This window comes from Diaphorobacter sp. LI3 (genome assembly GCF_022807955.1).
Taxonomy (GTDB): domain Bacteria; phylum Pseudomonadota; class Gammaproteobacteria; order Burkholderiales; family Burkholderiaceae_C; genus Diaphorobacter; species Diaphorobacter nitroreducens.
This window is the reverse complement of record NZ_CP094346.1, coordinates 292,158-317,344: the sequence shown is the minus strand read 5'-3', so window position 1 is coordinate 317,344 and position 25,187 is coordinate 292,158. Positions and strand designations below refer to the sequence as shown.

Annotated in this window: 29 protein-coding genes; 6 read left to right on the top strand and 23 right to left on the bottom strand. The window is 66.5% G+C overall.

The genetic code is table 11. The features are described 5' to 3' along the window. Positions 1-53: 53 nt before the first annotated feature. From rpsQ to MRB47_RS01410, 21 genes are all read right to left on the bottom strand, one after another. Positions 54-323: a 30S ribosomal protein S17 gene (gene rpsQ / locus MRB47_RS01510; RefSeq protein WP_011803751.1), complete on the bottom strand. Its 270-nt coding sequence runs from the start codon at positions 321-323 to the stop codon at positions 54-56. Positions 324-332: 9 nt separating this feature from the next. After that, the gene (gene rpmC / locus MRB47_RS01505; protein ID WP_011803750.1) at positions 333-530 is read right to left on the bottom strand and encodes a 50S ribosomal protein L29; all 198 of its coding nucleotides are present in this window, start codon (positions 528-530) and stop codon (positions 333-335) included. Positions 531-542: 12 nt separating this feature from the next. Further along, complete coding sequence (gene rplP / locus MRB47_RS01500; RefSeq protein ID WP_011803749.1) at positions 543-959, bottom strand: 50S ribosomal protein L16; 417 nt, start codon at positions 957-959, stop codon at positions 543-545. 2 nt (positions 960-961) lie between these two features. Further along, positions 962-1,828 carry a 30S ribosomal protein S3 gene (rpsC, locus tag MRB47_RS01495; RefSeq protein WP_012655363.1) on the bottom strand — a complete coding sequence of 289 codons (867 nt, stop codon included), beginning with the start codon at positions 1,826-1,828 and terminating at the stop codon, positions 962-964. Between the two features lie 16 nt (positions 1,829-1,844). Next, positions 1,845-2,177 (bottom strand): 50S ribosomal protein L22, encoded by a 333-nt coding sequence (gene rplV / locus MRB47_RS01490; protein WP_011803747.1) that lies wholly within the window; start codon positions 2,175-2,177, stop codon positions 1,845-1,847. A gap of 9 nt (positions 2,178-2,186) precedes the next feature. Next, positions 2,187-2,465, bottom strand: a complete 279-nt coding sequence (gene rpsS, locus MRB47_RS01485) for a 30S ribosomal protein S19 (protein ID WP_011803746.1) — start codon at positions 2,463-2,465, stop codon at positions 2,187-2,189. Between the two features lie 10 nt (positions 2,466-2,475). Continuing rightward, positions 2,476-3,300: a 50S ribosomal protein L2 gene (gene rplB, locus MRB47_RS01480; RefSeq protein WP_011803745.1), complete on the bottom strand. Its 825-nt coding sequence runs from the start codon at positions 3,298-3,300 to the stop codon at positions 2,476-2,478. Between the two features lie 3 nt (positions 3,301-3,303). Next, entirely contained in the window at positions 3,304-3,618 is a 315-nt protein-coding gene (gene rplW, locus MRB47_RS01475; RefSeq protein ID WP_011803744.1) for a 50S ribosomal protein L23, read from the bottom strand. Further along, positions 3,615-4,235 (bottom strand): 50S ribosomal protein L4, encoded by a 621-nt coding sequence (gene rplD / locus MRB47_RS01470; RefSeq protein WP_011803743.1) that lies wholly within the window; start codon positions 4,233-4,235, stop codon positions 3,615-3,617. The genes rplW and rplD overlap by 4 nt, the downstream gene beginning before the upstream one ends. After that, positions 4,235-4,909, bottom strand: a complete 675-nt coding sequence (gene rplC / locus MRB47_RS01465) for a 50S ribosomal protein L3 (RefSeq protein ID WP_011803742.1) — start codon at positions 4,907-4,909, stop codon at positions 4,235-4,237. Before rplC ends, rplD begins: the two co-directional genes overlap by 1 nt. 246 nt (positions 4,910-5,155) lie before the next feature. Then, entirely contained in the window at positions 5,156-5,467 is a 312-nt protein-coding gene (rpsJ, locus tag MRB47_RS01460; protein WP_252101712.1) for a 30S ribosomal protein S10, read from the bottom strand. 27 nt (positions 5,468-5,494) lie between these two features. Next, positions 5,495-6,685, bottom strand: a complete 1,191-nt coding sequence (tuf, locus tag MRB47_RS01455) for an elongation factor Tu (protein ID WP_011806991.1) — start codon at positions 6,683-6,685, stop codon at positions 5,495-5,497. Between the two features lie 184 nt (positions 6,686-6,869). After that, positions 6,870-8,978, bottom strand: coding sequence for an elongation factor G (gene fusA, locus MRB47_RS01450; protein WP_088887835.1), 2,109 nt, complete (start codon positions 8,976-8,978; stop codon positions 6,870-6,872). Positions 8,979-9,133: 155 nt separating this feature from the next. Next, on the bottom strand, positions 9,134-9,607 hold the full coding sequence (rpsG, locus tag MRB47_RS01445) for a 30S ribosomal protein S7 (protein ID WP_011803739.1): 474 nt from the start codon (positions 9,605-9,607) through the stop codon (positions 9,134-9,136). A 170-nt stretch (positions 9,608-9,777) separates the two neighbouring features. Further along, the gene (rpsL, locus tag MRB47_RS01440) at positions 9,778-10,155 is read right to left on the bottom strand and encodes a 30S ribosomal protein S12 (RefSeq protein WP_003059441.1); all 378 of its coding nucleotides are present in this window, start codon (positions 10,153-10,155) and stop codon (positions 9,778-9,780) included. Between the two features lie 149 nt (positions 10,156-10,304). Next, positions 10,305-11,468, bottom strand: a complete 1,164-nt coding sequence (locus MRB47_RS01435; protein WP_252101711.1) for a D-alanyl-D-alanine carboxypeptidase family protein — start codon at positions 11,466-11,468, stop codon at positions 10,305-10,307. 79 nt (positions 11,469-11,547) lie between these two features. Further along, positions 11,548-12,195, bottom strand: coding sequence for an alpha/beta hydrolase (locus tag MRB47_RS01430; protein ID WP_252101710.1), 648 nt, complete (start codon positions 12,193-12,195; stop codon positions 11,548-11,550). Positions 12,196-12,278: 83 nt separating this feature from the next. Then, a complete protein-coding gene (locus MRB47_RS01425) occupies positions 12,279-12,620 on the bottom strand; it encodes a (2Fe-2S) ferredoxin domain-containing protein (RefSeq protein ID WP_011803736.1) in 342 nt (113 codons plus the stop codon). A 9-nt stretch (positions 12,621-12,629) separates the two neighbouring features. Beyond that, complete coding sequence (locus tag MRB47_RS01420; protein WP_252101709.1) at positions 12,630-13,727, bottom strand: VanZ family protein; 1,098 nt, start codon at positions 13,725-13,727, stop codon at positions 12,630-12,632. A gap of 97 nt (positions 13,728-13,824) precedes the next feature. Further along, entirely contained in the window at positions 13,825-14,253 is a 429-nt protein-coding gene (locus MRB47_RS01415) for a CopD family protein (RefSeq protein WP_011803734.1), read from the bottom strand. 209 nt (positions 14,254-14,462) lie between these two features. Then, the gene (locus MRB47_RS01410) at positions 14,463-15,242 is read right to left on the bottom strand and encodes a biotin/lipoate A/B protein ligase family protein (protein WP_252101708.1); all 780 of its coding nucleotides are present in this window, start codon (positions 15,240-15,242) and stop codon (positions 14,463-14,465) included. Positions 15,243-15,336: 94 nt separating this feature from the next. Between MRB47_RS01410 and hemB the strand changes: the two genes are divergently transcribed. The 6 genes from hemB (at position 15,337) to MRB47_RS01380 (ending at position 22,631) form a co-directional block, all read left to right on the top strand. Continuing rightward, positions 15,337-16,344 (top strand): porphobilinogen synthase, encoded by a 1,008-nt coding sequence (hemB, locus tag MRB47_RS01405; RefSeq protein WP_011803732.1) that lies wholly within the window; start codon positions 15,337-15,339, stop codon positions 16,342-16,344. A 39-nt stretch (positions 16,345-16,383) separates the two neighbouring features. Further along, complete coding sequence (locus tag MRB47_RS01400) at positions 16,384-17,589, top strand: magnesium transporter CorA family protein (protein WP_252101707.1); 1,206 nt, start codon at positions 16,384-16,386, stop codon at positions 17,587-17,589. A 104-nt stretch (positions 17,590-17,693) separates the two neighbouring features. Then, positions 17,694-18,209 carry a MarR family winged helix-turn-helix transcriptional regulator gene (locus MRB47_RS01395; protein WP_252101706.1) on the top strand — a complete coding sequence of 172 codons (516 nt, stop codon included), beginning with the start codon at positions 17,694-17,696 and terminating at the stop codon, positions 18,207-18,209. Positions 18,210-18,267: 58 nt separating this feature from the next. Further along, the gene (locus MRB47_RS01390; protein ID WP_252101705.1) at positions 18,268-19,821 is read left to right on the top strand and encodes an efflux transporter outer membrane subunit; all 1,554 of its coding nucleotides are present in this window, start codon (positions 18,268-18,270) and stop codon (positions 19,819-19,821) included. 36 nt (positions 19,822-19,857) lie between these two features. Continuing rightward, positions 19,858-21,066, top strand: a complete 1,209-nt coding sequence (locus tag MRB47_RS01385; protein WP_252101704.1) for an efflux RND transporter periplasmic adaptor subunit — start codon at positions 19,858-19,860, stop codon at positions 21,064-21,066. A 2-nt stretch (positions 21,067-21,068) separates the two neighbouring features. Further along, positions 21,069-22,631, top strand: a complete 1,563-nt coding sequence (locus MRB47_RS01380) for a DHA2 family efflux MFS transporter permease subunit (RefSeq protein ID WP_252101703.1) — start codon at positions 21,069-21,071, stop codon at positions 22,629-22,631. A gap of 55 nt (positions 22,632-22,686) precedes the next feature. Here MRB47_RS01380 and MRB47_RS01375 read toward each other — a convergent pair whose 3' ends face one another. After that, positions 22,687-24,183: a fumarate hydratase gene (locus tag MRB47_RS01375; RefSeq protein WP_252101702.1), complete on the bottom strand. Its 1,497-nt coding sequence runs from the start codon at positions 24,181-24,183 to the stop codon at positions 22,687-22,689. 5 nt (positions 24,184-24,188) lie between these two features. Further along, the gene (locus MRB47_RS01370) at positions 24,189-25,166 is read right to left on the bottom strand and encodes a Bug family tripartite tricarboxylate transporter substrate binding protein (protein WP_252101701.1); all 978 of its coding nucleotides are present in this window, start codon (positions 25,164-25,166) and stop codon (positions 24,189-24,191) included. Between the last annotated feature and the right edge of the window lie 21 nt (positions 25,167-25,187).

Genomic DNA, 25,187 nt, shown 5'->3' with positions numbered 1-25,187 from the left:
AGCCCACATTGTGGGTCGTTTCTCGGAGGCGCGCAGACGGCGTCTGCGAAGGCTTAGAGCAGCCCGGCCTTTTGCACCAGGCGCGTGGCCACCCAGTTCTTGGTCTTGGAGAGCGGACGGCTCTCCGTGATCTCGATGGTGTCGCCCATCTTGTACTCGCCATTCTCATCATGGGCGTGGTACTTGCTCGACTTGATCATGATCTTGTCGTAGATGGGGTGCTTCACACGGCGCTCGACCAGCACGGTCACGGTCTTGGCACGCTTGTCGCTGACCACCTTGCCAACCAAGGTGCGCTTGAGGGATTTTTTAGCTTCCGTCATGTCGGCTCCTTACTTGGCGGCTTGCTTTTCAGCAAGAATGGTCTTGGCGCGGGCGATGTCGCGGCGCGTGGCCTTCAGCGTGGCAGTGTTGCCCAGCTGTTGCGTGGCCTTTTGCATGCGCAGGCCGAAATGGGCCTTTTGCAGCGACTTGATTTCGGCTTCCAGGCCGGCCACGTCTTTTTGGCGGAGTTCAGCAGATTTCGTCATGTTGATTTCTCCTTAGGCGCCAATCTGACGGGCAACGAACGTGGTGCGCAGCGGCAGCTTGGCAGCAGCCAGGCGGAACGCTTCACGGGCCAGTTCTTCGGGCACGCCAACGATCTCGAACACCACCTTGCCGGGCTGAATCTCAGCCACGTAGTACTCGGGGTTGCCCTTACCGTTACCCATACGCACTTCAGCGGGCTTGGTAGAGATCGGCTTGTCGGGGAACACGCGGATCCAGATACGGCCACCACGCTTGACATGGCGGGAGATCGCACGGCGTGCGGCCTCGATCTGGCGGGCCGTCAGACGGCCACGGTCCGTGCACTTCAGACCGAAGTCACCGAAAGCCACCGAATTGCCACGCGTGGCAACGCCGGTGTTGCGGCCTTTTTGCTCCTTACGGAACTTGCGGCGAGCAGGTTGCAGCATGTTTATTCTCCTTTACCGTCCGCCGCTGCGGCAGCGGGCGCGCTCTTGACGCGCTTAACGGAATCGCCACCAGCGCCGGCAGGCTTGTCGCTACCGTCGGCAGGGGCTGCATTGGTGCCCATCGGGCGGCGGCCGCCACGGCCAGCACCGGCGCGGTCGCCTGGGCGGCCATCGCGGCGTGGGCCACGGGGACGGCGCTCTTCTTCAGGACGCGGCGTCTCGGCGGCGGGCAGGTCGTTGCGGCCCAGCGTGTCGCCCTTGTAGACCCACACCTTCACGCCGATCACACCATAGGTGGTCTTGGCTTCGGAGGTGCCGTAGTCGATGTCGGCGCGCAGGGTGTGCAGCGGCACACGGCCTTCGCGGTACCACTCGGTACGGGCGATTTCGATGCCGTTCAGACGGCCCGAGGACATGATCTTGATGCCCTGGGCGCCCAGGCGCATCGCGTTCTGCATGGCGCGCTTCATGGCGCGGCGGAACATGATGCGCTTTTCCAGCTGCTGGGTGATCGAGTCGGCGATCAGCTTGGCATCGATTTCGGGCTTGCGCACTTCTTCGATGTTCACGGCGACAGGCACGCCCAGGCGGGTTGCGAGTTCCTTCTTCAGGTTCTCGATGTCCTCGCCCTTCTTGCCGATCACCACGCCGGGACGTGCCGAGAAGATCGTGATACGGGCGTTCTTGGCAGGACGCTCGATCAGGATGCGCGACACAGCGGCGTTCTTCAGCTTGGCCTTCAGGTACTCGCGCACCTTGATGTCTTCGGCCAGCATGCCGGCGAAATCACGGTTGCTGGCATACCAGCGGCTGGCCCAGTTGCGGCTTACAGCAAGGCGGAAGCCGGTAGGATGGATTTTCTGTCCCATATTCTTCCTTTAGGCCTCAGTTACCCACGGTCACGTAGATGTGGCACGTGGGCTTGCTGATGCGGTTGCCGCGACCCTTGGCGCGCGCGGTGAAGCGCTTGAGCGTGGTGCCTTGCTCGACGAAGATGGTCTTGACCTTCAGGTCGTCGATGTCGGCGCCGTCGTTGTGCTCGGCGTTGGCGATGGCGGACTCCAGCACCTTCTTGACGATCACGGCAGCTTTTTTCTGCGTGAAGGCCAGGATGTTCAGGGCTTGGTCCACTTTCTTGCCGCGGATCAGGTCAGCGACCAGGCGACCCTTGTCCACCGACAGACGGACGCCCCGGAGGACTGCACGTGTTTCAGACATGGTCGTTCCTTACTTCTTCTGGACTTTTTTGTCCGCGGGGTGACCCTTGAAGGTGCGCGTCAGGGCGAATTCGCCCAGCTTGTGGCCCACCATCTGGTCGGTGACATAAACCGGCACGTGCTGCTTGCCGTTGTGCACGGCAATGGTCAGACCGATGAACTCGGGCAGAACCATGGAGCGACGCGACCAGGTCTTGACTGGCTTCTTGTCCTTGGTAGCAATGGCCTTTTCGACCTTGGCGACCAGGTGATGGTCAACAAACGGACCCTTTTTGAGAGAACGAGTCATTTGCTACCCCTTACTTCTTGCGACGCGACACAATCATCACTTGTGTGCGCTTGTTGTTGCGGGTGCGGTAGCCCTTCGTCAGGTTGCCCCATGGGTCAACAGCATGACGGCCCTCGCCGGTACGGCCCTCACCACCACCGTGCGGGTGGTCGATCGGGTTCATGGCAACGCCACGCACCGTGGGACGGATACCCATCCAACGCTTCACACCGGCCTTGCCCAGTTGGCGCAGGCTGTGTTCTTCGTTGGCGACTTCGCCGATCGTGGCGCGGCACTCGATGTGGATCTTGCGCACTTCGCCCGAACGCATACGCACCTGGGCGTACACGCCTTCGCGGGCCAGCAGCGTGGCCGACGTACCAGCGGAGCGGGCGATCTGCGCACCGGCACCGGGCTTGAGCTCGATGCAGTGGATGGTCGAGCCCACGGGAATGTTGCGGATCGGCAGCGTGTTACCGACGCGGATCGGCGCCTCGGAGCCGCTGACGATCGTGGCGCCCACTTCCAGGTTGCGCGGAGCAATGATGTAGCGGCGCTCGCCGTCGGCGTAGCACACCAGGGCGATGTGGGCCGTGCGGTTCGGGTCGTACTCGATGCGCTCCACCTTGGCAGGGATGGCATCCTTGTTGCGGCGGAAGTCCACCACGCGGTAGTGGTGCTTGTGGCCACCGCCCTTGTGACGGGTGGTGATGTGACCGTTGTTGTTGCGGCCGGCCTTCTGGAACTGGGGTTCCAGCAGACCTGCAAACGCTTCACCCTTGTACAGGTGGTCACGCGAGATCTTCACCGCGCCGCGCTGGCCCGGGGAAGTCGGTTTGATCTTGATAACGGCCATGGTTTACGCAGCCTCCCCGGACAGGTTCAGCTCTTGACCTTCCTTCAGCAGCACATAGGCCTTGCGCACGTTATCGCGGCGGCCCATGGTCTTGCCAAAGCGCTTGGTCTTGCCTTTGGTGTTCACCACAGAAACGCCCTTCACTTCCACCTTGAACATGAGTTCCACGGCGGCCTTGATCTCGGGCTTGGTTGCGTTCTGCAGCACCTTGAACGTCACAGCGTTGGACTTCTCGGCAACCATAGTGGCCTTTTCGGACACGATGGGAGCGACCAACACTTGCATCAGACGACCTTCGTCAAACTTGAGCGTGCTCATGCGAACATCTCCTTGAGTTTGTCGATCGCGCCCTTGGTGACGAGCACTTTCTTGTAGTGCACCAGCGACACGGGATCTGCATAACGCGGCTCGGTCACGAACACGTTCTTCAGATTGCGGGATGCCAGGTACAGGTTTTCGTCCACTTCATCGGCGATCACCATCACCGATTGCAGGTTCATGGCCTTGAACTTGTCGGCCAGGACCTTGGTCTTGGGCGTATCAAGCTTCAGGGAGTCCACCACAGCCAGACGGCCTTCACGGGCCAGCTGCGACAGGATGGAAGCCATGCCAGCGCGGTACATCTTCTTGTTGATCTTCTGCGAGAAGTTTTCTTCAGGCAGGTTCGGGAAGATGCGACCGCCCCCACGCCACAGAGGCGAGGAGGTCATACCGGCACGTGCATTGCCAGTACCCTTTTGCTTGAAAGGCTTCTTGGTCGAGTGCTTGACCTGCTCGCGGTCCTTCTGGGCGCGCGTGCCTTGACGGGCGTTAGCCTGGTAAGCGACGACGATCTGATGGATCAGGTCTTCGTTGTACTGACGGTCGAACACGGTCTCGGGCACGTCCACCTTGGACGCTGCCTGGCCCTGTTCATTCAGGAGTTCGAGCTGCATTAGTTCGCTCCTTTGGAAGCTTGCGCCTTGACAGCCGGACGCACCGTGACGAACCCACCCTTGGAGCCCGGAACAGCGCCCTTGATCAAGAGCAGTTGGCGTGCTTCGTCGATGCGAACCACGTCGAGGTTTTGCGTCGTGACGGTGACATCACCGAGGTGACCCGTCATCTTCTTGCCAGGGAACACACGGCCCGGATCCTGCGCCATACCGATGGAGCCAGGAACGTTGTGCGAACGGCTGTTACCGTGCGAGGCGCGCTGCGAACCGAAGTTGTGGCGCTTGATCGTGCCGGCGAAGCCCTTACCGATCGAGGTGCCCTGCACGTCGACCTTTTGGCCCACGGCGAACACATCAGCCACGGGCACAGCAGCGCCAGCGGCGTACTTGCCTGCGACTTCGGGGGTCACGCGGAATTCACGGATGATTTCACCGGCTTCGACACCCGCCTTGGCGAGGTGGCCAGCTTCAGGCTTGGTCACGCGAGATGCCTTGCGCGAACCGAACGTGACCTGCAGGGACACGTAGCCATCGTTCTCTTGGGTTTTCACCTGGGTCACGCGGTTGTTGGACACATCCACCACCGTGACGGGCACTGCGTCCCCGTCATCGGTGAACAGACGCATCATGCCCACCTTGCGGCCCAGCAACCCGAGGGAGTTGCTCAGACTCATTGGTTGTTCTCCAAAACTTCCGCCGCCCCGACTTCAATTGGCCAGAACGTTTGCACGACGGGCGCTGGCCTCGACGGCTTGCACCTATGTGCGCGAAAGAAGGTTGATAAAACTCCGCATCACGCATCCAAAATTGGACGCAAAAACGCGAAGCGGCAAAGTATAACGCGGACTGCCTTTACAAGCAAGTCCGCGTTGGGGGTGCCCGGTCCTCAGCGAGGACCGGGACGAAGCAACAGGAAGGGATTACTGGAGCTTGATTTCGACGTTCACGCCAGCCGGCAAGTCCAGCTTCATCAGGGCGTCCACCGTCTTGTCCGTGGGATCGACGATGTCCATCAGGCGCTGGTGCGTGCGGATTTCGAACTGGTCGCGGCTGGTCTTGTTGACGTGCGGCGAACGCAGGATGTCGAAGCGCTTCATGCGCGTCGGCAGGGGCACGGGGCCCTTGACGATGGCGCCGGTACGCTTGGCGGTGTCAACGATCTCGGCTGCAGACTGATCGATCAGCTTGTAGTCGAATGCCTTCAGGCGGATGCGGATCTTTTGCTTGGACATTGTGTATTCCTTCAGTGCTTTGCTGGATTACGCAATGATCTTGGCAACGACGCCGGCGCCCACGGTACGGCCGCCTTCGCGGATAGCGAAGCGCAGGCCTTCTTCCATGGCGATGGGGTTGATCAGCTTCACAGTGATCGACACGTTGTCGCCGGGCATCACCATTTCCTTGTCGGCCGGCAGCTCGATGGAGCCGGTCACGTCGGTGGTTCGGAAGTAGAACTGGGGACGGTAGTTGTTGAAGAAGGGCGTATGACGGCCGCCTTCGTCCTTGCTCAGCACGTACACCTCAGCCGTGAAGTGGGTGTGGGGCTTGATGGAGCCGGGCTTGCACAGCACTTGGCCGCGCTCGACGTCTTCGCGCTTGGTACCACGCAGCAGCAGGCCCACGTTGTCGCCAGCCTGGCCCTGGTCCAGCAGCTTGCGGAACATTTCCACGCCCGTGACGGTGGTCTTTTGCGTGTCGCGGATACCGACGATTTCGATTTCTTCGCCGACCTTGATGATGCCGCGCTCGACGCGGCCGGTCACCACGGTGCCGCGGCCGGAGATGGAGAACACGTCTTCCACAGGCATCAGGAAGGCGCCGTCCACGGCGCGCTCAGGCGTGGGGATGTAGGTGTCCAGGGCTTCGGCCAGGCGCAGGATGGCGGGTTCGCCCTTGTCGGACTGGTCACCTTCCAGGGCCAGCTTGGCGGAGCCGCGGATGATGGGGGTGTCGTCGCCGGGGAAGTCGTACTTGTCCAGCAGTTCACGCACTTCCATCTCGACCAGCTCGAGCAGTTCCTCGTCGTCGACCATGTCGCACTTGTTCAGGAACACGATGATGTAGGGCACGCCCACCTGACGGGCCAGCAGGATGTGCTCGCGCGTCTGGGGCATCGGGCCGTCAGCGGCCGAGCACACCAGGATGGCGCCGTCCATCTGAGCGGCGCCGGTGATCATGTTCTTGACGTAGTCGGCGTGGCCGGGGCAGTCGACGTGGGCGTAGTGGCGGGTGGCCGTTTCGTATTCCACGTGCGAGGTGTTGATCGTGATGCCGCGCGCCTTTTCTTCAGGGGCGTTGTCGATCTGGTCGTAGCCCTTGGCTTCGCCGCCGAACTTCTTGGACAGCACCGTGGCGATGGCCGCCGTCAGCGTCGTCTTGCCATGGTCCACGTGACCGATCGTGCCCACGTTCACGTGGGGCTTGGTACGTTCAAACTTACCTTTTGCCATTTTCGAACTCCAAAAGAGCAATGCCTGTGTGAGGGTTTAACGTCTGCATCCGGTTGCTGGTTCGGCCCGCACAGTGCAACAGGACGGCACCGGATCGCAGATTGCAAGAAACTTGCTAGAAAAATAGGAGCTGCCTGCGCTTGATGGACAAGCGTTAGCAGCTCTTTTTACTTATATGCCCGGCTTACTTGGCGCGAGCCGCAACGATGGCTTCGGACACGTTGCGCGGTGCTTCGGCGTAGTGCTTGAACTCCATCGTGTACGTCGCGCGACCTTGCGTCATGGAGCGCAGCTGCGTGGCGTAGCCGAACATCTCGGACAGCGGGACTTCGGCCTTGATGGCCTTGCCGCCGCCGACCATGTCGTCCATGCCCTGCACCATGCCACGACGGCTGGACAGGTCACCCATCACGGTGCCAGCGTAGTCCTCGGGCGTCTCGACTTCCACGGCCATCATGGGCTCGAGGATGACGGGGTTGGCCTTGCGAGCCGCTTCCTTGAAGCCGAAGATGGCGGCCATCTTGAACGCCTGCTCGGACGAGTCCACGTCGTGGTACGAACCGAAGGTCAGGCGCACCTTGACGTCCACCACGGGGTAACCCGCCAACACGCCGGAGGTCAGCGCTTCGATCACGCCCTTCTCCACCGCAGGGATGTATTCGCGAGGAACCACACCGCCCTTGATTTCGTCGACGAACTCGAAGCCCTTGCCGGCTTCTTGCGGCTCCAGCGTGAACACCACGTGGCCGTACTGACCCTTACCACCGGATTGGCGCACGAACTTGCCATCCACATCGGTGACGGTCTTGCGCACGGTTTCGCGGTAGGCCACCTGGGGCTTGCCCACGTTGGCTTCCACGTTGAACTCGCGCTTCATGCGGTCCACGATGATTTCCAGGTGCAGCTCGCCCATGCCGGCGATGATGGTCTGGCCCGATTCTTCGTCGGTGCGCACGCGGAACGACGGGTCTTCGGAGGCCAGGCGCGACAGGGCAATACCCATCTTTTCCTGGTCAGCCTTGGACTTGGGCTCGACGGCCTGTGCGATCACAGGCTCGGGGAACACCATTTTTTCCAGCACGATGGGCGATTCGATATCGCACAGCGTGTCACCGGTGGTCACGTCCTTCAAGCCCACGCAGGCAGCGATGTCGCCAGCGCGAATTTCCTCGATTTCCTGGCGTTCATTGGCGTGCATCTGCACGATACGGCCGATACGCTCCTTCTTGCCCTTCACGGCGTTGAACACGGTGTCACCCTTGGTCAGGACGCCCGAGTACACGCGCACGAAAGTCAGCTGGCCCACGAACGGGTCAGTCATCAGCTTGAATGCCAGGGCCGAGAATTTCTCGTTGTCGTCGGCCTTGCGCGACAGCTTCTTCTCTTCGTCGTCGGGATCGGTACCGGCCACGTCGGGGATGTCCACGGGCGAGGGCAGCAGATCCAGCACGGCGTCGAGCATGCGCTGCACGCCCTTGTTCTTGAACGCGGAGCCGCACAGCATGGGCTGGATTTCCGTGGCGATGGTGCGCTGGCGCAGGCCGCCGATGATCTCAGCCTCGGACAGGTCGCCCTCTTCCAGGTACTTGTTCATCAGCTCTTCGCTGGCTTCGGCGGCGGCTTCCACCATGTTCTCGCGCCACTTCTTGCAGGTGTCGACGAGCTCGGCGGGGATCTCGCCGTATTCGAACTTCATGCCTTGCGAGGCCTCGTCCCAGATGATGGCCTTCATCTTCAGCAGGTCGACCACGCCCTGGAAGTTGTCTTCCGCACCGATCGGCACCACGATGGGCACAGGATTGGCCTTCAGGCGCAGCTTCATCTGGTCATAGACCTTGAAGAAGTTGGCGCCGGTACGGTCCATCTTGTTCACGAAGGCCAGGCGGGGCACCTTGTGCTTATTGGCTTGGCGCCACACAGTCTCGGACTGGGGCTGCACGCCACCCACGGCGCAATACACCATAACGGCGCCGTCCAGCACGCGCATGGAACGCTCCACCTCGATGGTGAAGTCCACGTGGCCGGGGGTGTCGATGATGTTGATGCGGTGCTCGGGGCGGGACAGGTCCATGCCCTTCCAGAAGCAGGTCACGGCGGACGAGGTGATCGTGATGCCGCGCTCTTGCTCTTGCTCCATCCAGTCGGTGGTGGCTGCGCCGTCGTGCACTTCGCCCAGCTTGTGGGTCACGCCCGTGTAGAACAGGATACGCTCGGACGTCGTGGTTTTGCCAGCGTCGATGTGTGCGGAGATACCGATATTGCGGTAGCGCTCAAGGGGTGTTTTGCGAGCCATGATGAATCCTTGGTTGATCGCTTGGGTTTCGGAGCCGCACGCTGCGCGCGACTATTGTCTTAAGGGCCTCCATCAACACAAGGCCGCAGCGCGCTTGTGCACGCCTGCGGCCTTTATCGTGATCAGAGATGAACCCTTGATGACTTCCGTCTGGTTTAGAAGCGGAAGTGGCTGAAGGCCTTGTTGGCTTCGGCCATGCGGTGCACTTCGTCACGACGCTTCATGGCGCCACCACGGCCTTCGGTGGCTTCCATCAGCTCGTTGGCCAGGCGTTGGGCCATGGACTTCTCGCCACGCTTGCGGGCGGCTTCCTTGATCCAGCGCATCGACAGGGCCAGACGGCGCACGGGACGCACTTCCACGGGCACCTGGTAGTTCGCACCGCCCACACGGCGGGACTTCACTTCGACCATCGGCTTCACGTTGTTGATGGCCGTGACGAACACTTCCAGAGCATCCTTTTCAGGCTGCTTCTGGGAGATCAGATCCAGGGCGCCATAAATGATGCGCTCTGCAACTGCTTTCTTGCCGCCTTCCATGATCACGTTCATGAATTTGGACAGCTCGACATTGCCGAATTTGGGATCCGGCAGGATTTCACGTTTGGGGACTTCGCGACGACGTGGCATTTTTTACCTCTATCTTTGCTTCAGTTGGCACCGTTCCCGGCACCGCGAGAGCCATTCAGGACTCCCACTTACTCGACCCGCGCAGAACACCTGCGTTTAGGGTCACTACGCTGTGTCACCGCGCCACGCGGGAACAGCACCGAAAAATCTCAGACCGAAAGGTCCAGGGCTTACTTGGCCTTGGGCTTCTTCGCGCCGTACTTGGAGCGGGCCTGCTTGCGATCCTTGACGCCTTGCAGGTCAAGCGAACCGCGCACGATGTGGTAACGCACGCCGGGCAAGTCCTTCACACGACCGCCGCGCACCAGCACCACGCTGTGCTCTTGCAGGTTGTGGCCTTCACCGCCGATGTAGGAGATCACCTCGAAACCGTTGGTCAGGCGCACCTTGGCGACCTTACGCAGAGCGGAGTTAGGCTTCTTCGGCGTCGTGGTGTACACACGGGTGCACACGCCACGGCGCTGGGGGCAGTTTTCCATAGCAGGGCTTTTGGATTTGACAACTTCGACCGTGCGGCCCTGACGCACGAGTTGGTTAATGGTTGGCATTAATACGTCCCTAAACGTGAATTGCTATAAAAAGCGAAAACGTGAAACCCTTCGGAAATTCCGAAAAGCCTTCTAATGTACCAGTTTGGACGCGGACAGGCAATCCGGGACAATTGCACCCCGGCCCAGCCGCCTCCAAAGCGTGGCGATTACTTGATCCAGAGGCGAATGGCGTCCCAGGCACGGCCGAAGATGCCGGCCTGTGCCACATCCTCTAGCGCCACCAGGGGCACCTCGGCCACCTGCTGCTCACCCAACTTCACCTTGAGCGTGCCGATGGCCTGGCCCTTCGTGAAGGGTGCGACCAGCGGGTCCTTGCGCACGATCTCGGTCGTAACCTTGCCGGCGCTGCCCGAAGGAACGGTGATCACGATGGCTTCGGAGCGGCCGATCTTGAGGGTGCTCTGCGTGCCCTTCCACACGGCGGGCGTGGCGGCAGCTTGGCCGGCGTCGAACAGCTTCACCGAATCGAACGCCGTGTAGCCCCAGTTCAGCAGCTTCTGGCTCTCGTTGGCGCGGGCGTTCTCGCTCGCGGCCCCCAGCACGATGGACAGCAGGCGGCGCTGCCCCACATTGGGAAACTCGCGCTTGGACGTGGCGACCAGGCAATAGCCCGCGGCGGCGGTGTGGCCGGTCTTCAGGCCATCCACCGACGGGTCGCGGAACAGCAGCATGTTGCGGTTGTTGCTATTGGAGGCCGGCGTGCCCTCGTAGCGGTACTGCTTGGTGGAGTAGTAGTGCATGTACTCGGGAAAGTCCTGCATCAGCCGGGTGGCCAGCGTGGCCAGGTCGCGCGCGGTGGTGGTGTGGCCGGGCTCGGTCAACCCCTCCGGGTTCTTGTAGGCGGTGTTCGTCATGCCCAGCGCCTTGGCCTGCTCGTTCATCAGGCGCACGAAGTTCTCCACCGTGCCACCCACACCTTCGGCCAAGGCCACGGTGGCGTCGTTGCCCGACTGCACGATCATGCCCTTGAGCAGGTCGTCCACCGGAACCTGCATCTTGGGATCGATGAACATGCGCGAACCCGGCATCTTCCAGGCGCGCTCGCTCACCGGCAGGCGCTGCTCCAGCGTGATCTTCTTGGCGCGCAGTGCGTCAAAGACCAGATAGCCCGTCATGAGCTTGGTCAGCGAAGCCTGCTCCACCGGCGCGTCGATGTCCTTGGTCGCCAGCACCTGGCCGGCCGTCACGTCCACCAGCATGTAATTGCGGGCGGCGATCTCCGGCGGTTGGGGCACCTGCGCCCAGAGGATGGCGGGGGCCATCAGGGCGGCGCAGGCAAGGGTTCGCAGGGAGGACAACAGAGACTTCATGGTGGGAACAGGCACTCGGGAAACGGGAGAAGAAACGGCCCGACCGCATGGCCGGGACAAGAGAAATGGTGCCGCGCCGTCAGGGCGCGGATTGCAGGTGGCGCATGACCAGGCCCTTGAGCAGCGGCAATTGTCCGTGAAAGAAATGACCGCCCCCAGGCACAACCGTAACCGGCAGTGTCTGCGGGCGCGCCCAATCCATCACAGCGGACAGGGGCACGGTGTCATCGGCTTCGCCGTGCACGACCAGGGTGCGCAGATGGGCCTCGGCGGGTACTTCGGCCACCTTGAAACGGCTGGCCGCCGTGCCCACGAGCACGGCGCGCTCCACTGGGCGCTCTGACCACAGGCGTGCCAGCGCGTGGCTGGTGACGAAGGCGCCGAAGGAGAAACCCGCGAGGGCAATCGGCACGGCGCCAGGTCCCTCGGGCGCCACCTGGCGGACGACGGCCAGCAGATCCTCCAGCTCACCGCGCCCTTCGTCATGCACGCCAGCGGTACCGCCGACGCCGCGGAAGTTGAAGCGCACGGCCGTCCAGCCGCAGGCCACAAAGGCGCGCGCCAGGGTCTGGACCACCTTGTTGTCCATGGTGCCGCCGAAGAGCGGGTGGGGATGGGCGATCACCGCCACGCCGCGCGGCGGTACGCCGTCGGCCGCGGCATCGCGCGCAGCCTCGATGGCACCCGCGGCGCCCGTGAGGGTCAGGCGTTCGGTCTGGGCATTCACGTTGCTATCCAATCAAGAGCTGCCCGCGCTGGATGGGAAAGCGCTGGAGCCCAAAACACTACAAAGAGGATAGTGAGCGCAAATCAGCGGCCAAGTTCCGGCGGCGTGAGCAAGCGCTCGACCACCACGCCGTTCTTGAGGTGAGACTCCACGATCTCGTCAATGTCGCTCTCATCCACGTACGTGTACCAAGTCCCTTCGGGATAGACCACGGCGATGGGGCCGCCGGCGCAGCGGTCCAGGCAGCCCGCCTTGTTCACGCGCACCTTGCCGGGGCCCATCAGGCCTTGCTGCTTGACCAGCATCTTGCAGCGATCAAACGCCTGCTGTGCGCCATGGTGGGCGCAGCAGTTCTCGCCGTTCGTGCGCTCGTTCAGGCAAAAGAAGATGTGGCGCTGATAGTACTGGGGGGTGGTGTCGCTCATGACACGATTCTAGGAGTCGCCATCGCGGCGCGACACCCGCAATACCACATAGGCGAGTGCCCCATAGGGCCAGAGCCAGCCCAGCCACTGCCCCAGGCCGTAGAAGCGGATGAAGCGCCCCTGCTCCCAGGCCTGCAGCGTCTGTGCGAAGTAGGCGCTGGTGGGCGCCTGGTTGAGCAGGTTCAGGTGCAGCATCAGCGCCAGCAGCAGCAACGCCGCGCAGCCGCGTCGCGGCACGGCCGCCATCGCCAGGGCCGCCCCCAGGGCAACGAGCACGCCCATGCGGGCCGGCAGCGTGAGCCACTCCCAGGCGTGCGTGGGCCCATAGCTCAGCAGCGACGACAGCGCCGTCACGCCCACGCCCACGGCGGCCGTCGCCAGTGCGAAGGCCATGCGGCGCCCCGCATGGCGCATGACGCAGTAGCCCAGCAGGCAGGGGATCAGCAGCCCCAACGCGACGGCCATGAGCTCGGCGCCCGGCGACAGGGGCTCCAGCGGCGCCTCGCGCACGGGCAGCCACTGCAGAAACGGCGTGTCCTGCAGCGCCTCAATGAGCGCGGCCTCCAGCCGCTCCCACATCTGCCCCAGGCCAAAGGGCAGCGCCGCCGGGAACAGCAGGGCCCAGGGCCACAGCGCCAACAGCACCAGCGCGCCGCGCGCATGCGGAACGAACCAGCGCTCGCGAAAGCGGCTCCAACGCGCAATGGCCCCGAAGCGCTCCAGCAGCGCGGCCGCCAACGCTCCCAGCAGCGCACCGGTCGCGTTGAGCGCGAAGTCCATGTTGGACGGCACCCGCCGCGGCAGGAAGATCTGCAGGTATTCCATGCTCAGCGACAGCAGCGCACCCGCCAGTGCCGCCAACGGCACGGCCGCGCGCGGCCAGCCAGAACGCAGGCCCGCCAAGGCCAGCAGGAACCCCAGCGGGGCATAGCCCGCGATGTTCATGTTGACGTCGAACCAGGTCCAGTACGGCGGCGGGATGCGCGCCGAGAAGAACACCCAGGGCGAAATTCCCTGCTCGCGCCACCCGTCGAACGGGAACAGGCTGGCGAAGACGATCAGCGCTGCGTAGATGAGCGCCAGAGGCCAGGCGGACGTCTTGTGCATGCCCTCTCAATCACCTCGTGCCGTGGCCACTGCCGCCCGCCGCGCGGCGCCCCCATTGCAAGGGAACGAAGCCGGGCAACGCTGCAGCCGCTGCATCTCAGAACGGCTTGACGACCACCAACACCACGGCGACCAGCAGCAGCAGCACCGGCACCTCGTTGAACCAGCGGAACCAGCGGTGGCTGTGCTGGTCCGCGTTGGAAGCCAGCCTGCGCAGCAGTACGGCGCAGGCGTGGTGGTAGCCCACCACCAGCAGCACCACGGCCAGTTTGGCGTGCAACCAGCCGTTGCCCGGCCCCTTGCCGATGCCGTAGCCCAGCCACAGCCACAGGCCCAGCGCGATGGCGGGGACCGACAGCAGCGTGGTGAAGCGCAGCAGCTTGCGCGCCATGAGCAGCAGGCGCTCCCGCTCGGCCACCGACCCGGGCGCCACCATGGCCAGGTTGACGAAGATGCGCGGCAGGTAAAACAGGCCAGCAAACCAGCTGGCGACGAAAACGATGTGAAAGGCTTTGACCCAGAGCATCGGCGCAGTGTACGTGGCGGTGCTGGCGCTGCATTACCCGGCCAGGACACGGAACCGCCATGAGGCAAAAAAATGCCCGGAAATCCGGGCGGAAAACCCCGCCGCGTCGCAGGCAGCGGGGCCCGCTCAGGGAGGTGAAGCGGGGGGCGGAGGGGCCGCCCGGGGCCAATCTAGCACCCACCGCCAGGGTGCGCAAGATGGAGCGTCCGCTAGGGACGGTTCGGCGCCGTTGCCTGGCGCGCGGAGTCGTCCGCCGCCTCGCCCGCGCCGTCGCCCGCTTCTTCACCCAGCGTCTGCGTCAGCGCCACGCGCAAGGCGCGGGCCATTTGCTGCGCATCCGGCGCACAGGCACTGAGTTCGGCGCACGAAACGGTGCGCGCGCGCAGTGCAGCTTCGTCGCCCTGCTGGTCCAGCGCCTGGCACAGCAACGCCCAGTCCGGGGGCGTGACCAGGGTGCCCGCCACCAGCAGCACGCCGGCGCGCTGGCGCCGCTGGGCCAGGCCGACCAGCTTGCGGCCGGCCACATCCACCACTTCCCACGGTGCAAGGCTGCCGTAGCAGGCCCAGGGCACCACCGGCCCGCCGCGGGCATTGGCAGCGGCAACCTGATCGGGCGGCAGCGCCCGCGCCGCCACACCCCACGGTGCCAGTACCTGCGCATGCAGTTGGCCCAGCCCCTGGTAGCTGTCGGGCAGGCGGCCCTGCACCCAGGGGTGCGATGGCGGCAGCACCACCGAACAACTCACCATCCACGGGCCGCACAGCACCGCACCACCGCCCGAGGGGCGCTGCAACAACTCCATGCCGGGCGCCAGGCGCGCGCGGGCGCCGTCCAGATAGGCGCGCTGCGAGCAGCCCAGCACCACGGCGGGCGTTTCGTAGGTCCACACGCGCCAATAGGGCCGCGTCACTGCGGTTTGCATGTACCGCTGGTTCCAGCGGTGCTCCTGTGCTGCGGTGGTGATGGCGCACTCCTGGCGAGATGGCAAGTGGCACAGGCTACCACCAGCGGCCACGGGCAGGCCCGCGCAAGGATGAGCGCAGGGGTGGAGCCCGGCATGGGAGTGAAGGACAATCGACGCCATGCATCTGTCCAGCCCCACCCCCTTTCCCGCCAATCGCCCGCGCCGCCTGCGCCGCGATGCATTCACCCGCAACCTGGTGCGTGAGACCGTGCTCACGCCGCACGACTTCATCTACCCGGTGTTCGTGCACGAAGGCTCCAACCTGCGCGTGCCCGTGGCCTCCATGCCCGGCGTGGAACGCCTGAGCCTGGACCTGCTGCTGCCCGTGGCCGAGGAATGCGTGAAGCTTGGCATCCCGGTGCTCGCGCTGTTTCCGTCGATCGATGCGGCGCTCAAGACGCCCGATGGCAAGGAGGCGCTCAACCCCGACGGCCTGATCCCGCGCGTGGTGCGCAAGCTCAAGGCCGAGTTCCCCGACTTGGGCGTGATGACCGACGTGGCGCTGGACCCCTATACCAGCCACGGCCAGGACGGCCTGCTGGACGACACCGGCTACATCCTGAACGATGAGACCGTGGAACTGCTGGTAGGCCAGGCCCTGACCCATGCCCAGGCCGGCGTGGACATGGTCGCGCCCAGCGACATGATGGACGGGCGCATCGGCGCCATCCGCGAGGCGCTGGAGGCCCACGGCCAGATCTACACCCGCATCATGGCCTACAGCGCCAAGTACGCCAGCGCCTTCTACGGCCCGTTCCGCGACGCGGTGGGTTCGGCCGCCAACCTGGGGCGCAGCAACAAGAACGTCTACCAGATGGACCCGGCCAACACCGACGAGGCCCTGCGCGAGGTGGCGCTGGACCTGGCCGAGGGCGCCGACATGGTCATGGTCAAGCCCGGCATGCCCTACCTGGACGTGGTGCGCCGCGTGAAGGACGAGTTCAAGGTGCCCACCTTCGCCTACCAGGTCAGCGGCGAGTACGCCATGCTCAAGGCCGCCGCCGCCAACGGCTGGCTGGACCATGACAAGGTGATGATGGAGTCGCTGCTGGCCTTCAAGCGCGCGGGCGCCGACGGCGTGCTGACCTACTTCGCGCTGGACGCCGCGCGTTTGCTCGCAAAATAATAGCTGCTTGCGCTTGCTCCATAAGCGCTGGAGGCCGATTTGACCCCAACCCCGCAGGCGATCCGCATCTTCCACCTGCAGCCCGGCGCCCATGCGCAGGAACTGCCCGATTTGCCCACCCAGCCGCCCGCGCGGGGCTTTTACTGGATCGCCTGCACACGTGCGGCGTTCAGCACCGAACTGCCGCGCCTGCAGGGCGTGCTGCAGGCGCTCACGGGCCAGCAGCTGGTGGACCTGCACGTGTCCGACCTGCTCAACGCCCAGCTGCCCTCGCATTACGACTACACCTCGCAGTACGACATGCTGGTGGTGCGCCGCCTGAGCGCATCGCTCGCCCCCGCGGCCGCCCCGCTCATGCCGGCGGCGGCGCGCGGCGGCCCGCCCGTACTGCGGCGCATCGACACCAGCCCCGTGGGCTTCGCGGTGTTCGACCAGGTGCTGCTGTCGGTGCACCCGGCCGACTGCTCCGTGCGCGATGCCTACGCAGCGCGCCTGATTACCCCGCCGGCTCCGACGACGACGCCCCCGCCCGAGGCGCCCAACGGCAACGCGCCGCCCACCACGCCCGCCGAAGCCGTGGTGCGCGAACTGCGCACCGGCCCTGTGGCCGGCACGCGCCTGCCCGCCAGCCCGGCCGACCTCATGCTGCGCATGGTCAACCAGATCGTGGACAACTACCTGGACCTGCGCCGCGAGCTGTCGCGCCAGCTTGACCACTGGCAGGCCGAGCTGCTGCAGCCGCGCACCCGCTTCAACAACTGGCGAGCACTGATGGACGCGCGCCTGACCCTGCACCAGCTCGACGAGATCTGCGAAGACCAGCGCGCCGCCGTGCAGGCCTGGTGCGCGGTGCTGGAGACCTGGGCCCCCTCGTCGGACACGCCGGCGGCCCTGCGCGAGCTGGACCTGCTCAAGGTGCGCAGCCGCGACGTGCTGGAGCACATCGAGCGCGTGGTGCACCACGTGCGCCGGCTGGAGCAAAGCACCGAGGCCACGGTGCAGATGCACTTCTCGGCGCAGAGCAACCGCACCAACGACATCATGCGCACGCTCACGGCGCTCACCGCCGTGTTCCTGCCGCTGAACCTGATCGCCGGCATCTTCGGCATGAACTTCGAGTTCATCCCCTTGGTGCACAAGCAGGACGGCTTCTGGTGGGCCATGGGCAGCATGACCGCCACGGCCGTCGGCCTCACGCTGTTCTTCTGGCGCAAGCGCTACCTGGCGCGCACCGGCCAGGGCTGACCCCTTCCCCGCACGCGCGGCTGCACGGCCACGCCGCCCCGGCTTCCAGCAGGGTTTTGTTTTACTGCTTTGACAATAATTGATCAGTCAACTATTGTCACGACATGAATTCAACTTCCATTCCGCCCCCCCTGTCGGCGGATGCCGCCTGCCCGCTGTCCGACCCGGAGCTGCCGGTGCCGTTCGAGATCGAGCGCAGCATCGGCTTTCAGATGCGGCGCATCACCACCCTGCTGGGGTATGAGGTGGAGCGCCGCATGGAGCCCCTGGGCCTGACCGACGCGCAGTGGAAACCCCTGCTGCGCCTGCTGCTGGACCCGCCCGGCACCGCCGCGGCCCTGGCGCGCATGTGCCACCTGGACGCGGGCGGCCTCACGCGCCTGCTGGACCGGCTGGAGGCCAAGGGCCTGTGCCAGCGCGAGCGATCGCAGGAAGACCGCCGCGTGGTGCATGTCGCGCTCACGTCGGAGGGCCAGGCCGTCGCCGCCCAGCTGCCTGCCCTCCTGGGCGAGGTGCAGGACCAACTGCTGCAGGGTTTCTCCGCCGAGGAAGAGGCGCAGTTGCGCGACTTCCTGAAACGCATCTACACCAACGTACGCCCTCCAGAAGGCGGGCCATAGGCACCAGCGCCTGGGCCTTGCAGCCCGCCCCGTTTGCCCTTTGCCGAGAGACCACAACATGAAAAACCACCTCTCACCCTCCAGCGCCCCGGCGCTTATTCCTGCGACCGCGCCCCGCGGCAGTGCGCTGCTGTATGGCGCCACGCTGGCCGTCGCGCTGCTGGCCCTGCCTCTGCTGTCGGGCTGCGCCGACATGGCGGGTATCGACTCCCACGCCCGGATGCGCGACCCTGCCTCCCTGGGCCTGGCCGCTGTGCCCTCATCCAGCGCAGATGCTGCTGTGCAGCCGCAGACTGCGGTCTCCGCCGACTGGTGGCGCAGCTTTGGCGATGCGCAGCTGGATGCGCTCATCACCCAGGCCCTGCAAGGCAACCCCGGGCTGCAGCAGGCCGCCGCCCGCATCGCGCGCGCCGAGGCCTTTGCCGACACCGCCCGCGCGGCCCAGAGCCCGCAGGTCAACGGCAGCCTGGACGCCACGCGCCAGCGCTACAGCGCCAACGGACCCTACCCCCCCGGCCAGGCCGGCGCCATTCGTAGCGTGGAAACCGCCCGCCTGTCGGGCAGCTGGGAGCTGGACTTCTTCGGCAAACACCGTGCCGCCCTCGCCGCCGCACTGGGCGAGGCCCAGGCCGCGCGCGCCGACGCCGAGGCCGCGCGCCTGCTGCTCGCGAGCCGCGTGGCGCAGGGCTACTTTCAGCTGGCACGCTTGCAGGCCCAGCGCGCCGTGGCCGAGCGCACGCTGCAGCAGCGCACCGAAATGCTGCAACTGGTGCAGCGGCGCGTGCAGGCCGGGCTGGACACCCAGCTGGAGTTGCGCCAAAGCGAAGGCGCCCTGCCCGAAGCGCGCCAGCAGATCGAGGCGCTGCGCGAGCAGGAAGCCCTGGCACGCAACGCGCTGGGCGCGCTGATTGCAGACCCCCAGACGGCCCAGGCGCTGACCCCACAAGCGCTGGCAGCTATCCATTTTTCAGAAACCCCCGCCGCCGTGCCCGCCGACCTGCTGGGCCGCCGCCCCGACGTGGCGGCCGCGCGCTGGCGCGTGGAAGCCGCCACCCAGGACATGGGCGTGGCGCGGGCGCAGTTCTATCCCAACGTGAGCCTGACCGCCTTCGTGGGCCTGGCCAGCGTGGGGCTGGACCGTTTCATCGAGGCCGGCAGCCGTGAATGGGGCGTGGGCCCGGCGCTGCGACTGCCGATCTTCGATGCCGGCCGCCTGCGCGCCAACCTGCGCGGCAAGGCGGCCGACCGGGACGCCGCCGTCGAAAGCTACAACGCCGCCCTGCTGGAAGCGGTGCGCGACGCGGCCGACCAGCTGGCCAGCAGCAGCTCGATCGCACGGCAGATCGCGGAGCAGCGCCAGGCCGGCGAATCCGCGCAGGCCGCCTATGGCATTGCGCGGCGCCGCTATGAAGCCGGCCTGGGCACCTACCTGCAAGTGCTGTCGGCCGAAAGCCAGGTGCTGGCCCAGCGCCGCCTGGCCGTGGACTTGGCCGCGCGGCGGCTGGACAACCAGGTGGGCGTGATGCGCGCCCTGGGCGGCGGCTATGCGGCCACGCCGCCGCCCACGGCGCAAGCCCCGCAAGCGGCCCCCACGGTGGCGGCCGCCCGCTGAATTCGCCCCCATCCCCCTTTTTTGCCCTTGTCCACCATGACCGCAACTCCTCCCACCCCTTCCACCGCGTCGAAGGCTTCCCGCCGCAAGGCGCTGTTCACCCTGGCTGGCGTCGTCGTGCTCGCCGGCTGCGCCTGGGGCCTGTACGACTGGTTGGTCGCCAGCCACTACGAGCACACCGACAACGCCTACGTGCAGGGCAACGTCATCCAGATCACGCCGCAGACCGGCGGCACGGTGATGTCCATTCTGGCCGACGACACCGACTTCGTGCGCGCTGGCGCTGCGCTGGTGCAGTTGGACCCGGCTGACGCGCGCGTGGCGCTGCAGCAGGCCGAGGCCAACCTGGCGCAGGCCGTGCGGCAGACACGCACGCTGTACGCCAACAACAGCGCCCTGGCCGCGCAGGTGCGCCTGCGCGAAGCCGAGGCCGCACGCGCCCAGGCCGAGATCGCGCGCGCCGAGGACGACCTGCGCCGCCGCCAGGCCCTGACCGGCGAGGGCGCCGTCTCGCAGGAGGAACTGCGCCACGCGCAGAGCCAGCTGCAGACCGCCCGCACGCAGCTCGCCGGCGCGCAGGCCGGCGCGGCCGCCGCGCGCGAGCAGTTGGCCAGCAACCAGTCGCTGACCCAGGGCGTGGCCGTGGCCCGCCACCCCAGCGTGCTGGCCGCCGCCGCGCGCGTGCGCGAGGCCTACCTGGGCAGCCGCCGCACCGCCCTGCCCGCGCCCGTGGACGGCTACGTGGCCCGGCGCAACGTGCAGCTGGGCCAGCGCGTGGCCGCCGGCACTCCCCTGATGGCCGTGGTGCCGCTGGGCCAGGTGTGGGTGGACGCCAACTTCAAGGAGAACCAGCTGCGCAACCTGCGCCTGGGCCAGCCGGCCACGCTGACGGCCGACCTGTACGGCGGCAAGGTCGAATACAAGGGCACCGTGGCCGGCCTGGGCGTGGGCACGGGCGCGGCCTTCGCGCTGCTGCCGCCGCAGAACGCCACCGGCAACTGGATCAAGGTGGTGCAGCGCGTGCCGGTGCGCATCGCGCTCGACCCCGGGCAGATCACCCAGCACCCGCTGCGCGTGGGTCTGTCCATGGAAGTGAAAGTGGACACAAAGGAGCGCGGCGGCCCCGCGCTGGCCGAGGCGCCGCGCCAGCAGCCCGTGGCGCAGACGGCGGTGTATGAGTCGCTGGATCAGGGCGCCGATGCCGACGTGGCCCGCATCATCGCCGCCAACCTGGGCGCGCACTGACCATGGCCTCCTCCGCCCCCGCGGCTCCCCTGCCGCCCCTCACGGGCAGCGCGCGCACCTGGGGCACGCTGGCCCTGTCGGCCGCCACGTTCATGAACGTGCTGGACACGTCCATCGCCAACGTGTCGCTGCCCGCCATCGCGGGCGACCTGGGCGTGAGCCCCACGCAAGGCACCTGGGTCATCACCAGCTTCGCGGTGGCCAACGCCATCGCCGTGCCGCTCACGGGCTGGCTGTCGCAGCGCTTCGGGCAGGTGCGGCTGTTCGTGGCCAGCGTCACGCTGTTCGTGATCGCGTCGCTCTTGTGCGGCCTCGCGCCCAACATGACGCTCTTGATCGCCGCGCGCGCGCTGCAGGGCTTCGTCGCGGGGCCGATGATCCCGCTGTCGCAGTCACTGCTGCTGTCGAGCTACCCCAAGGCGCTGGCCGGCCTGGCCATGGCCATGTGGTCCATGACCACGCTGATCGCGCCGGTCATGGGACCGCTGCTGGGCGGGTGGATCACCGACAACATGACCTGGCCGTGGATCTTCTACATCAACGCGCCCGTGGGCGTTGCCGCCGTGCTGGTCACCTGGGCCATCTTCCACAAGCGCGAGACCGAGCGGCGCAAGCTGCCCATCGACTCCATGGGCCTGGCGCTGCTGGTGATCTGGGTGGGGGCGATGCAGATCATGCTGGACATAGGCAAGGAGCACGACTGGTTCGCCTCGCCCCTGGTCGTGGCCTGCGCGCTGGTGGCCGGCGTCGGCCTGGCGGCCTTCCTGATCTGGGAGCGCGGCGAGGACCATCCCGTGGTGGACCTGACGCTGTTCAGGATCCGCAACTTCTGGGCCGGCGCGCTGGCCACGGCCGTGGGCTACGGCGTGTTCTTCGGCAACGTGGTGCTGCTGCCGCTGTGGCTGCAGCAGTACATGGGCTACACGGCCACGCAGGCCGGCGAGGTGATGGCGCCCGTGGGCCTGCTGGCCATGGTGCTGTCGCCCTGGGTGGGCAAGAACGTCGGCAAGGCCGACCCGCGCAACTTCGCCACCTTCGCGTTCCTGGTGTTCGCGGTGGTGCTGTGGATGCGGTCGAACTTCAACACCCAGGCCGACCTGGCGACCATCATGGTGCCCACCATCGTGCAGGGCATCGCCATGGCGTTCTTCTTCATCCCGCTGGTGACCCTCACGCTGTCGGAGATCCCGCCCGAGCGCATCCCCGCCGCCTCGGGCCTGTCGAACTTCATGCGCATCACGGCCGGCGCCGTGGGCACCTCCATCACCACCACGCTGTGGGAGGACCGAGCCACGCTGCACCATGCCCAGCTCGCCGAGAGCCTGCACCAGGGCAGCACCGCGCTGGCCCAGGCGCTGCGAACGCTGCAGGCGGGGGGCCTGTCGCCCGAACAGGCGCTGGCCCAGGTCGAGCGCATGGCCAACCAGCAGGCCTACATGCTCGCGGCCAACGACATCTTCTACGCCTCGGCCGTGCTGTTCCTGCTGCTGATCCCGCTGGTCTGGCTGGCCCACGCGCCGCGCGCCTCGGCAGGCGCTGCCGATACAGCTGCGGGAGCGCATTGACTACTGAAAAGATAGCTTCCAGCGCTTGACAGGAAAGCGCTAGAGGCCATTTTTGCTATGAGGATTGCACGAACGCATGGATCGTGCGCCCCCGGCTGTCCACCGCCACGGTGACGGGGAAATCCACCAGCTCAAACTCGTGGATCGCCTCCATCCCCAGGTCCTCGAAGGCCAGCACGCGCGCGGCGCGGATGGCCTTGGACAGCAGGTAGGCCGCGCCGCCCGTGGCGCTGAGGTAGGCGCCGCCGTGGCGGGCGATGGCCGCGATGGCGCCGGGGCCGCGCTCGGCCTTGCCGATCATGGCCAGCAACCCTGCCTGCGCCATCAGCGGCTCCACGAACCGGTCCATGCGCGTGGCCGTGGTGGGGCCCGCGGGCCCCACGGCCTCGTCGCCCACCGCGTCGACCGGGCCCACGTAGTAGACGACGCGCCCGCGCAGGTCCACCGGCAGCGGCTCGCCGCGCGCCAGCAGGTCCACGAGGCGCTTGTGCGCGGCGTCGCGCGCCGTGAGCACGCGGCCCGAGAGCAGCAGCGTCTGGCCGATGCGCCACTGGCGCACCTCGTCAGCGCCCAGGCGGTCGAGGTCCACGCGCACAGCGCCGGGCATCTCGAAGCGGTCGGCAATGCCGTCCCACAGGCTGGAGGGTGGCTCCTCGATGCGCGCCGGCCCGCTGCCGTCCAGCGTGAAGCGCACGTACCGCGCGGCGGCGCAGTTGGGCACCAGCGCCACGGGAATCGTGGCCGCGTGGCAGGGCGCCGTGCGCAGCTTCACGTCCAGCACGGCGCTGGTGCCGCCCAGGCCCTGCGCGCCGATGCCCAGCGCGTTCGCGCGCTCGCAGACCTGCAGCCGCAGGGCCTCTTCGGCGTTCCGGGCGCCGCGCGCCTGCAGCAGGTCCATGTCGATGGGGTCGAACAGCGAGAGCTTGGCCAGCAGCATCGCCTGCTCGGGCGTGCCGCCTATGCCTATGCCCAGCGTGCCGGGCGGGCACCAGCCGGCGCCCATGCCGGGCAACTGCGCGACGACCCAGTCGGCCACGCTGTCGCTGGGCTCCAGCGTGGCGAAGCGCGCCTTCACGTCGCCGCCGCCGCCCTTGGCCACCACCAGCACCTCCAGGGCATCGCCTTCCACGATCTCGCAGTGCACGACGGCGGGCGTGTTGTCCCGCGTGTTGAGCCGCCGGCCCAGCGGGTCGGAGACCATGGTGGCGCGCAGCGGGTTGACCGGGTCGCGGTAGGCACGGCGCACGCCCTCGTCGGCCACGGCCTGCAGGCTCCAGGGCGGTGCGCCGTCGCGGCGGAAGAACCGCACGCCGCAGCCCACGCGCAGGAACACCTGACCCACGCCGGTGTCCTGGCACACGGGCCGCCGCCCCAGGGCGGCAAGGCGGCTGTTCACCAGCAACTGCTCGATGGCCGCGCGCGCCGGCGCGTGGGTCTCGGCGGCCAGCGCCCGGCGCAGCGCGCGCACGAAGTCGGGCGGGTGGTGGTGGCTGACGAACTGGAAGGCTTGCGCCAGGCTGTCCGCCAGGTCTTCCTGGGCGATGCGCGTCATGGCGGTCAATCCAGCTGGATCTTGGCGTCCCGCACCACCTTGCGCCAGCGCTCGACTTCGGCCGCGGTGTGCTTCGCCAGGGCATCAGGTGCGTATTGCGCCTCGGGCAGCAGGTGGATGCCCTGGGCCGCCATGCGCTCCGTCCAACCCTTGTCGGCCAGCGCTTTCAGGTAGCTCTGGTGCATTTTCTGCACCACGTCCTTCGGCGTGCCCTTGGGGGCGTACAGGCCGTACCAGGTGGCGGCCTCGAAACCCGGCAGGGTCTTATCGGCCAGCGGGGGCACGCCGGGGTACTGCTGCGGCATGGCGGTGAGCGAGGTCAGCGCGATGGCGTTGAGGCGCCCGCCCTGCACCTGGGGCAGCGCGGTGTTGCTCTGGTCGAACATGGCATCGACCTGGCCGCCGATCAGGTCGTTGATGGCGGGCGCGGCGCCCTTGTAGGCAACCTGCGTGACGTCGATGCCGGCCCTGGCGGCGAACAGCGCGGCGATCAGGTGCGAGGTGGAGCCCACGCCGGCGTTGCTGAAGTTGATCTGGCCCGGGCGGGCCTTGGCCGCGGCGACCAGGTCGCCGGCGTTCTTGTAGGGCGAGTTCTTGCCCACCAGCATCACCAGCGGCGTGTCGGGGAAGCGGAACACGGCCTCGAAGTCCTTCACCGGGTCGTAGCTCAGCTTCTTGTACAGCGCCGGGCCCGCGCCCATGTAGCCCATGTGGCCCACGAGGAAGGTGTAGCCGTCGGCGGGCGCCTTGGCGGCCTTGGCCGCGCCGATGGTGCCGCCCGCGCCAGGGGTGTTCTCGATGATGATGGGCTGGCCGATCTGCCGACTGACCTTGTCGGCGATGTCGCGCGCCATGGCGTCCGTGGGGCCGCCGGCGGCGAAGGGCACGATCCAGGTCACGTTCTTGGCGGGCCACGCCTGGGCGTGGGTGAACTGGGATGCGGCGAGCAGTGCGATGGCGCCAAGGGTCTTGAGGAATTTCATGCGTGTCTCCTGAAATGGGGG

What these genes read in the sequence shown, in the direction of transcription:
- rpsQ (WP_011803751.1), bottom strand. Translation starts at nt 323, where the DNA reads ATGACGGAAGCTAAAAAATCCCTCAAGCGCACCTTGGTTGGCAAGGTG.
- rpmC (WP_011803750.1), bottom strand. Translation starts at nt 530, where the DNA reads ATGACGAAATCTGCTGAACTCCGCCAAAAAGACGTGGCCGGCCTGGAA.
- rplP (WP_011803749.1), bottom strand. Translation starts at nt 959, where the DNA reads ATGCTGCAACCTGCTCGCCGCAAGTTCCGTAAGGAGCAAAAAGGCCGC.
- rpsC (WP_012655363.1), bottom strand. Translation starts at nt 1,828, where the DNA reads ATGGGACAGAAAATCCATCCTACCGGCTTCCGCCTTGCTGTAAGCCGC.
- rplV (WP_011803747.1), bottom strand. Translation starts at nt 2,177, where the DNA reads ATGTCTGAAACACGTGCAGTCCTCCGGGGCGTCCGTCTGTCGGTGGAC.
- rpsS (WP_011803746.1), bottom strand. Translation starts at nt 2,465, where the DNA reads ATGACTCGTTCTCTCAAAAAGGGTCCGTTTGTTGACCATCACCTGGTC.
- rplB (WP_011803745.1), bottom strand. Translation starts at nt 3,300, where the DNA reads ATGGCCGTTATCAAGATCAAACCGACTTCCCCGGGCCAGCGCGGCGCG.
- rplW (WP_011803744.1), bottom strand. Translation starts at nt 3,618, where the DNA reads ATGAGCACGCTCAAGTTTGACGAAGGTCGTCTGATGCAAGTGTTGGTC.
- rplD (WP_011803743.1), bottom strand. Translation starts at nt 4,235, where the DNA reads ATGCAGCTCGAACTCCTGAATGAACAGGGCCAGGCAGCGTCCAAGGTG.
- rplC (WP_011803742.1), bottom strand. Translation starts at nt 4,909, where the DNA reads ATGAGTCTGAGCAACTCCCTCGGGTTGCTGGGCCGCAAGGTGGGCATG.
- rpsJ (WP_252101712.1), bottom strand. Translation starts at nt 5,467, where the DNA reads ATGTCCAAGCAAAAGATCCGCATCCGCCTGAAGGCATTCGACTACAAG.
- tuf (WP_011806991.1), bottom strand. Translation starts at nt 6,685, where the DNA reads ATGGCAAAAGGTAAGTTTGAACGTACCAAGCCCCACGTGAACGTGGGC.
- fusA (WP_088887835.1), bottom strand. Translation starts at nt 8,978, where the DNA reads ATGGCTCGCAAAACACCCCTTGAGCGCTACCGCAATATCGGTATCTCC.
- rpsG (WP_011803739.1), bottom strand. Translation starts at nt 9,607, where the DNA reads ATGCCACGTCGTCGCGAAGTCCCCAAACGTGAAATCCTGCCGGATCCC.
- rpsL (WP_003059441.1), bottom strand. Translation starts at nt 10,155, where the DNA reads ATGCCAACCATTAACCAACTCGTGCGTCAGGGCCGCACGGTCGAAGTT.
- MRB47_RS01435 (WP_252101711.1), bottom strand. Translation starts at nt 11,468, where the DNA reads ATGAAGTCTCTGTTGTCCTCCCTGCGAACCCTTGCCTGCGCCGCCCTG.
- MRB47_RS01425 (WP_011803736.1), bottom strand. Translation starts at nt 12,620, where the DNA reads ATGAGCGACACCACCCCCCAGTACTATCAGCGCCACATCTTCTTTTGC.
- MRB47_RS01420 (WP_252101709.1), bottom strand. Translation starts at nt 13,727, where the DNA reads ATGCACAAGACGTCCGCCTGGCCTCTGGCGCTCATCTACGCAGCGCTG.
- MRB47_RS01415 (WP_011803734.1), bottom strand. Translation starts at nt 14,253, where the DNA reads ATGCTCTGGGTCAAAGCCTTTCACATCGTTTTCGTCGCCAGCTGGTTT.
- hemB (WP_011803732.1), top strand. Translation starts at nt 15,337, where the DNA reads ATGCATCTGTCCAGCCCCACCCCCTTTCCCGCCAATCGCCCGCGCCGC.
- MRB47_RS01395 (WP_252101706.1), top strand. Translation starts at nt 17,694, where the DNA reads ATGAATTCAACTTCCATTCCGCCCCCCCTGTCGGCGGATGCCGCCTGC.
- MRB47_RS01390 (WP_252101705.1), top strand. Translation starts at nt 18,268, where the DNA reads ATGAAAAACCACCTCTCACCCTCCAGCGCCCCGGCGCTTATTCCTGCG.
- MRB47_RS01385 (WP_252101704.1), top strand. Translation starts at nt 19,858, where the DNA reads ATGACCGCAACTCCTCCCACCCCTTCCACCGCGTCGAAGGCTTCCCGC.
- MRB47_RS01380 (WP_252101703.1), top strand. Translation starts at nt 21,069, where the DNA reads ATGGCCTCCTCCGCCCCCGCGGCTCCCCTGCCGCCCCTCACGGGCAGC.
- MRB47_RS01375 (WP_252101702.1), bottom strand. Translation starts at nt 24,183, where the DNA reads ATGACGCGCATCGCCCAGGAAGACCTGGCGGACAGCCTGGCGCAAGCC.
- MRB47_RS01370 (WP_252101701.1), bottom strand. Translation starts at nt 25,166, where the DNA reads ATGAAATTCCTCAAGACCCTTGGCGCCATCGCACTGCTCGCCGCATCC.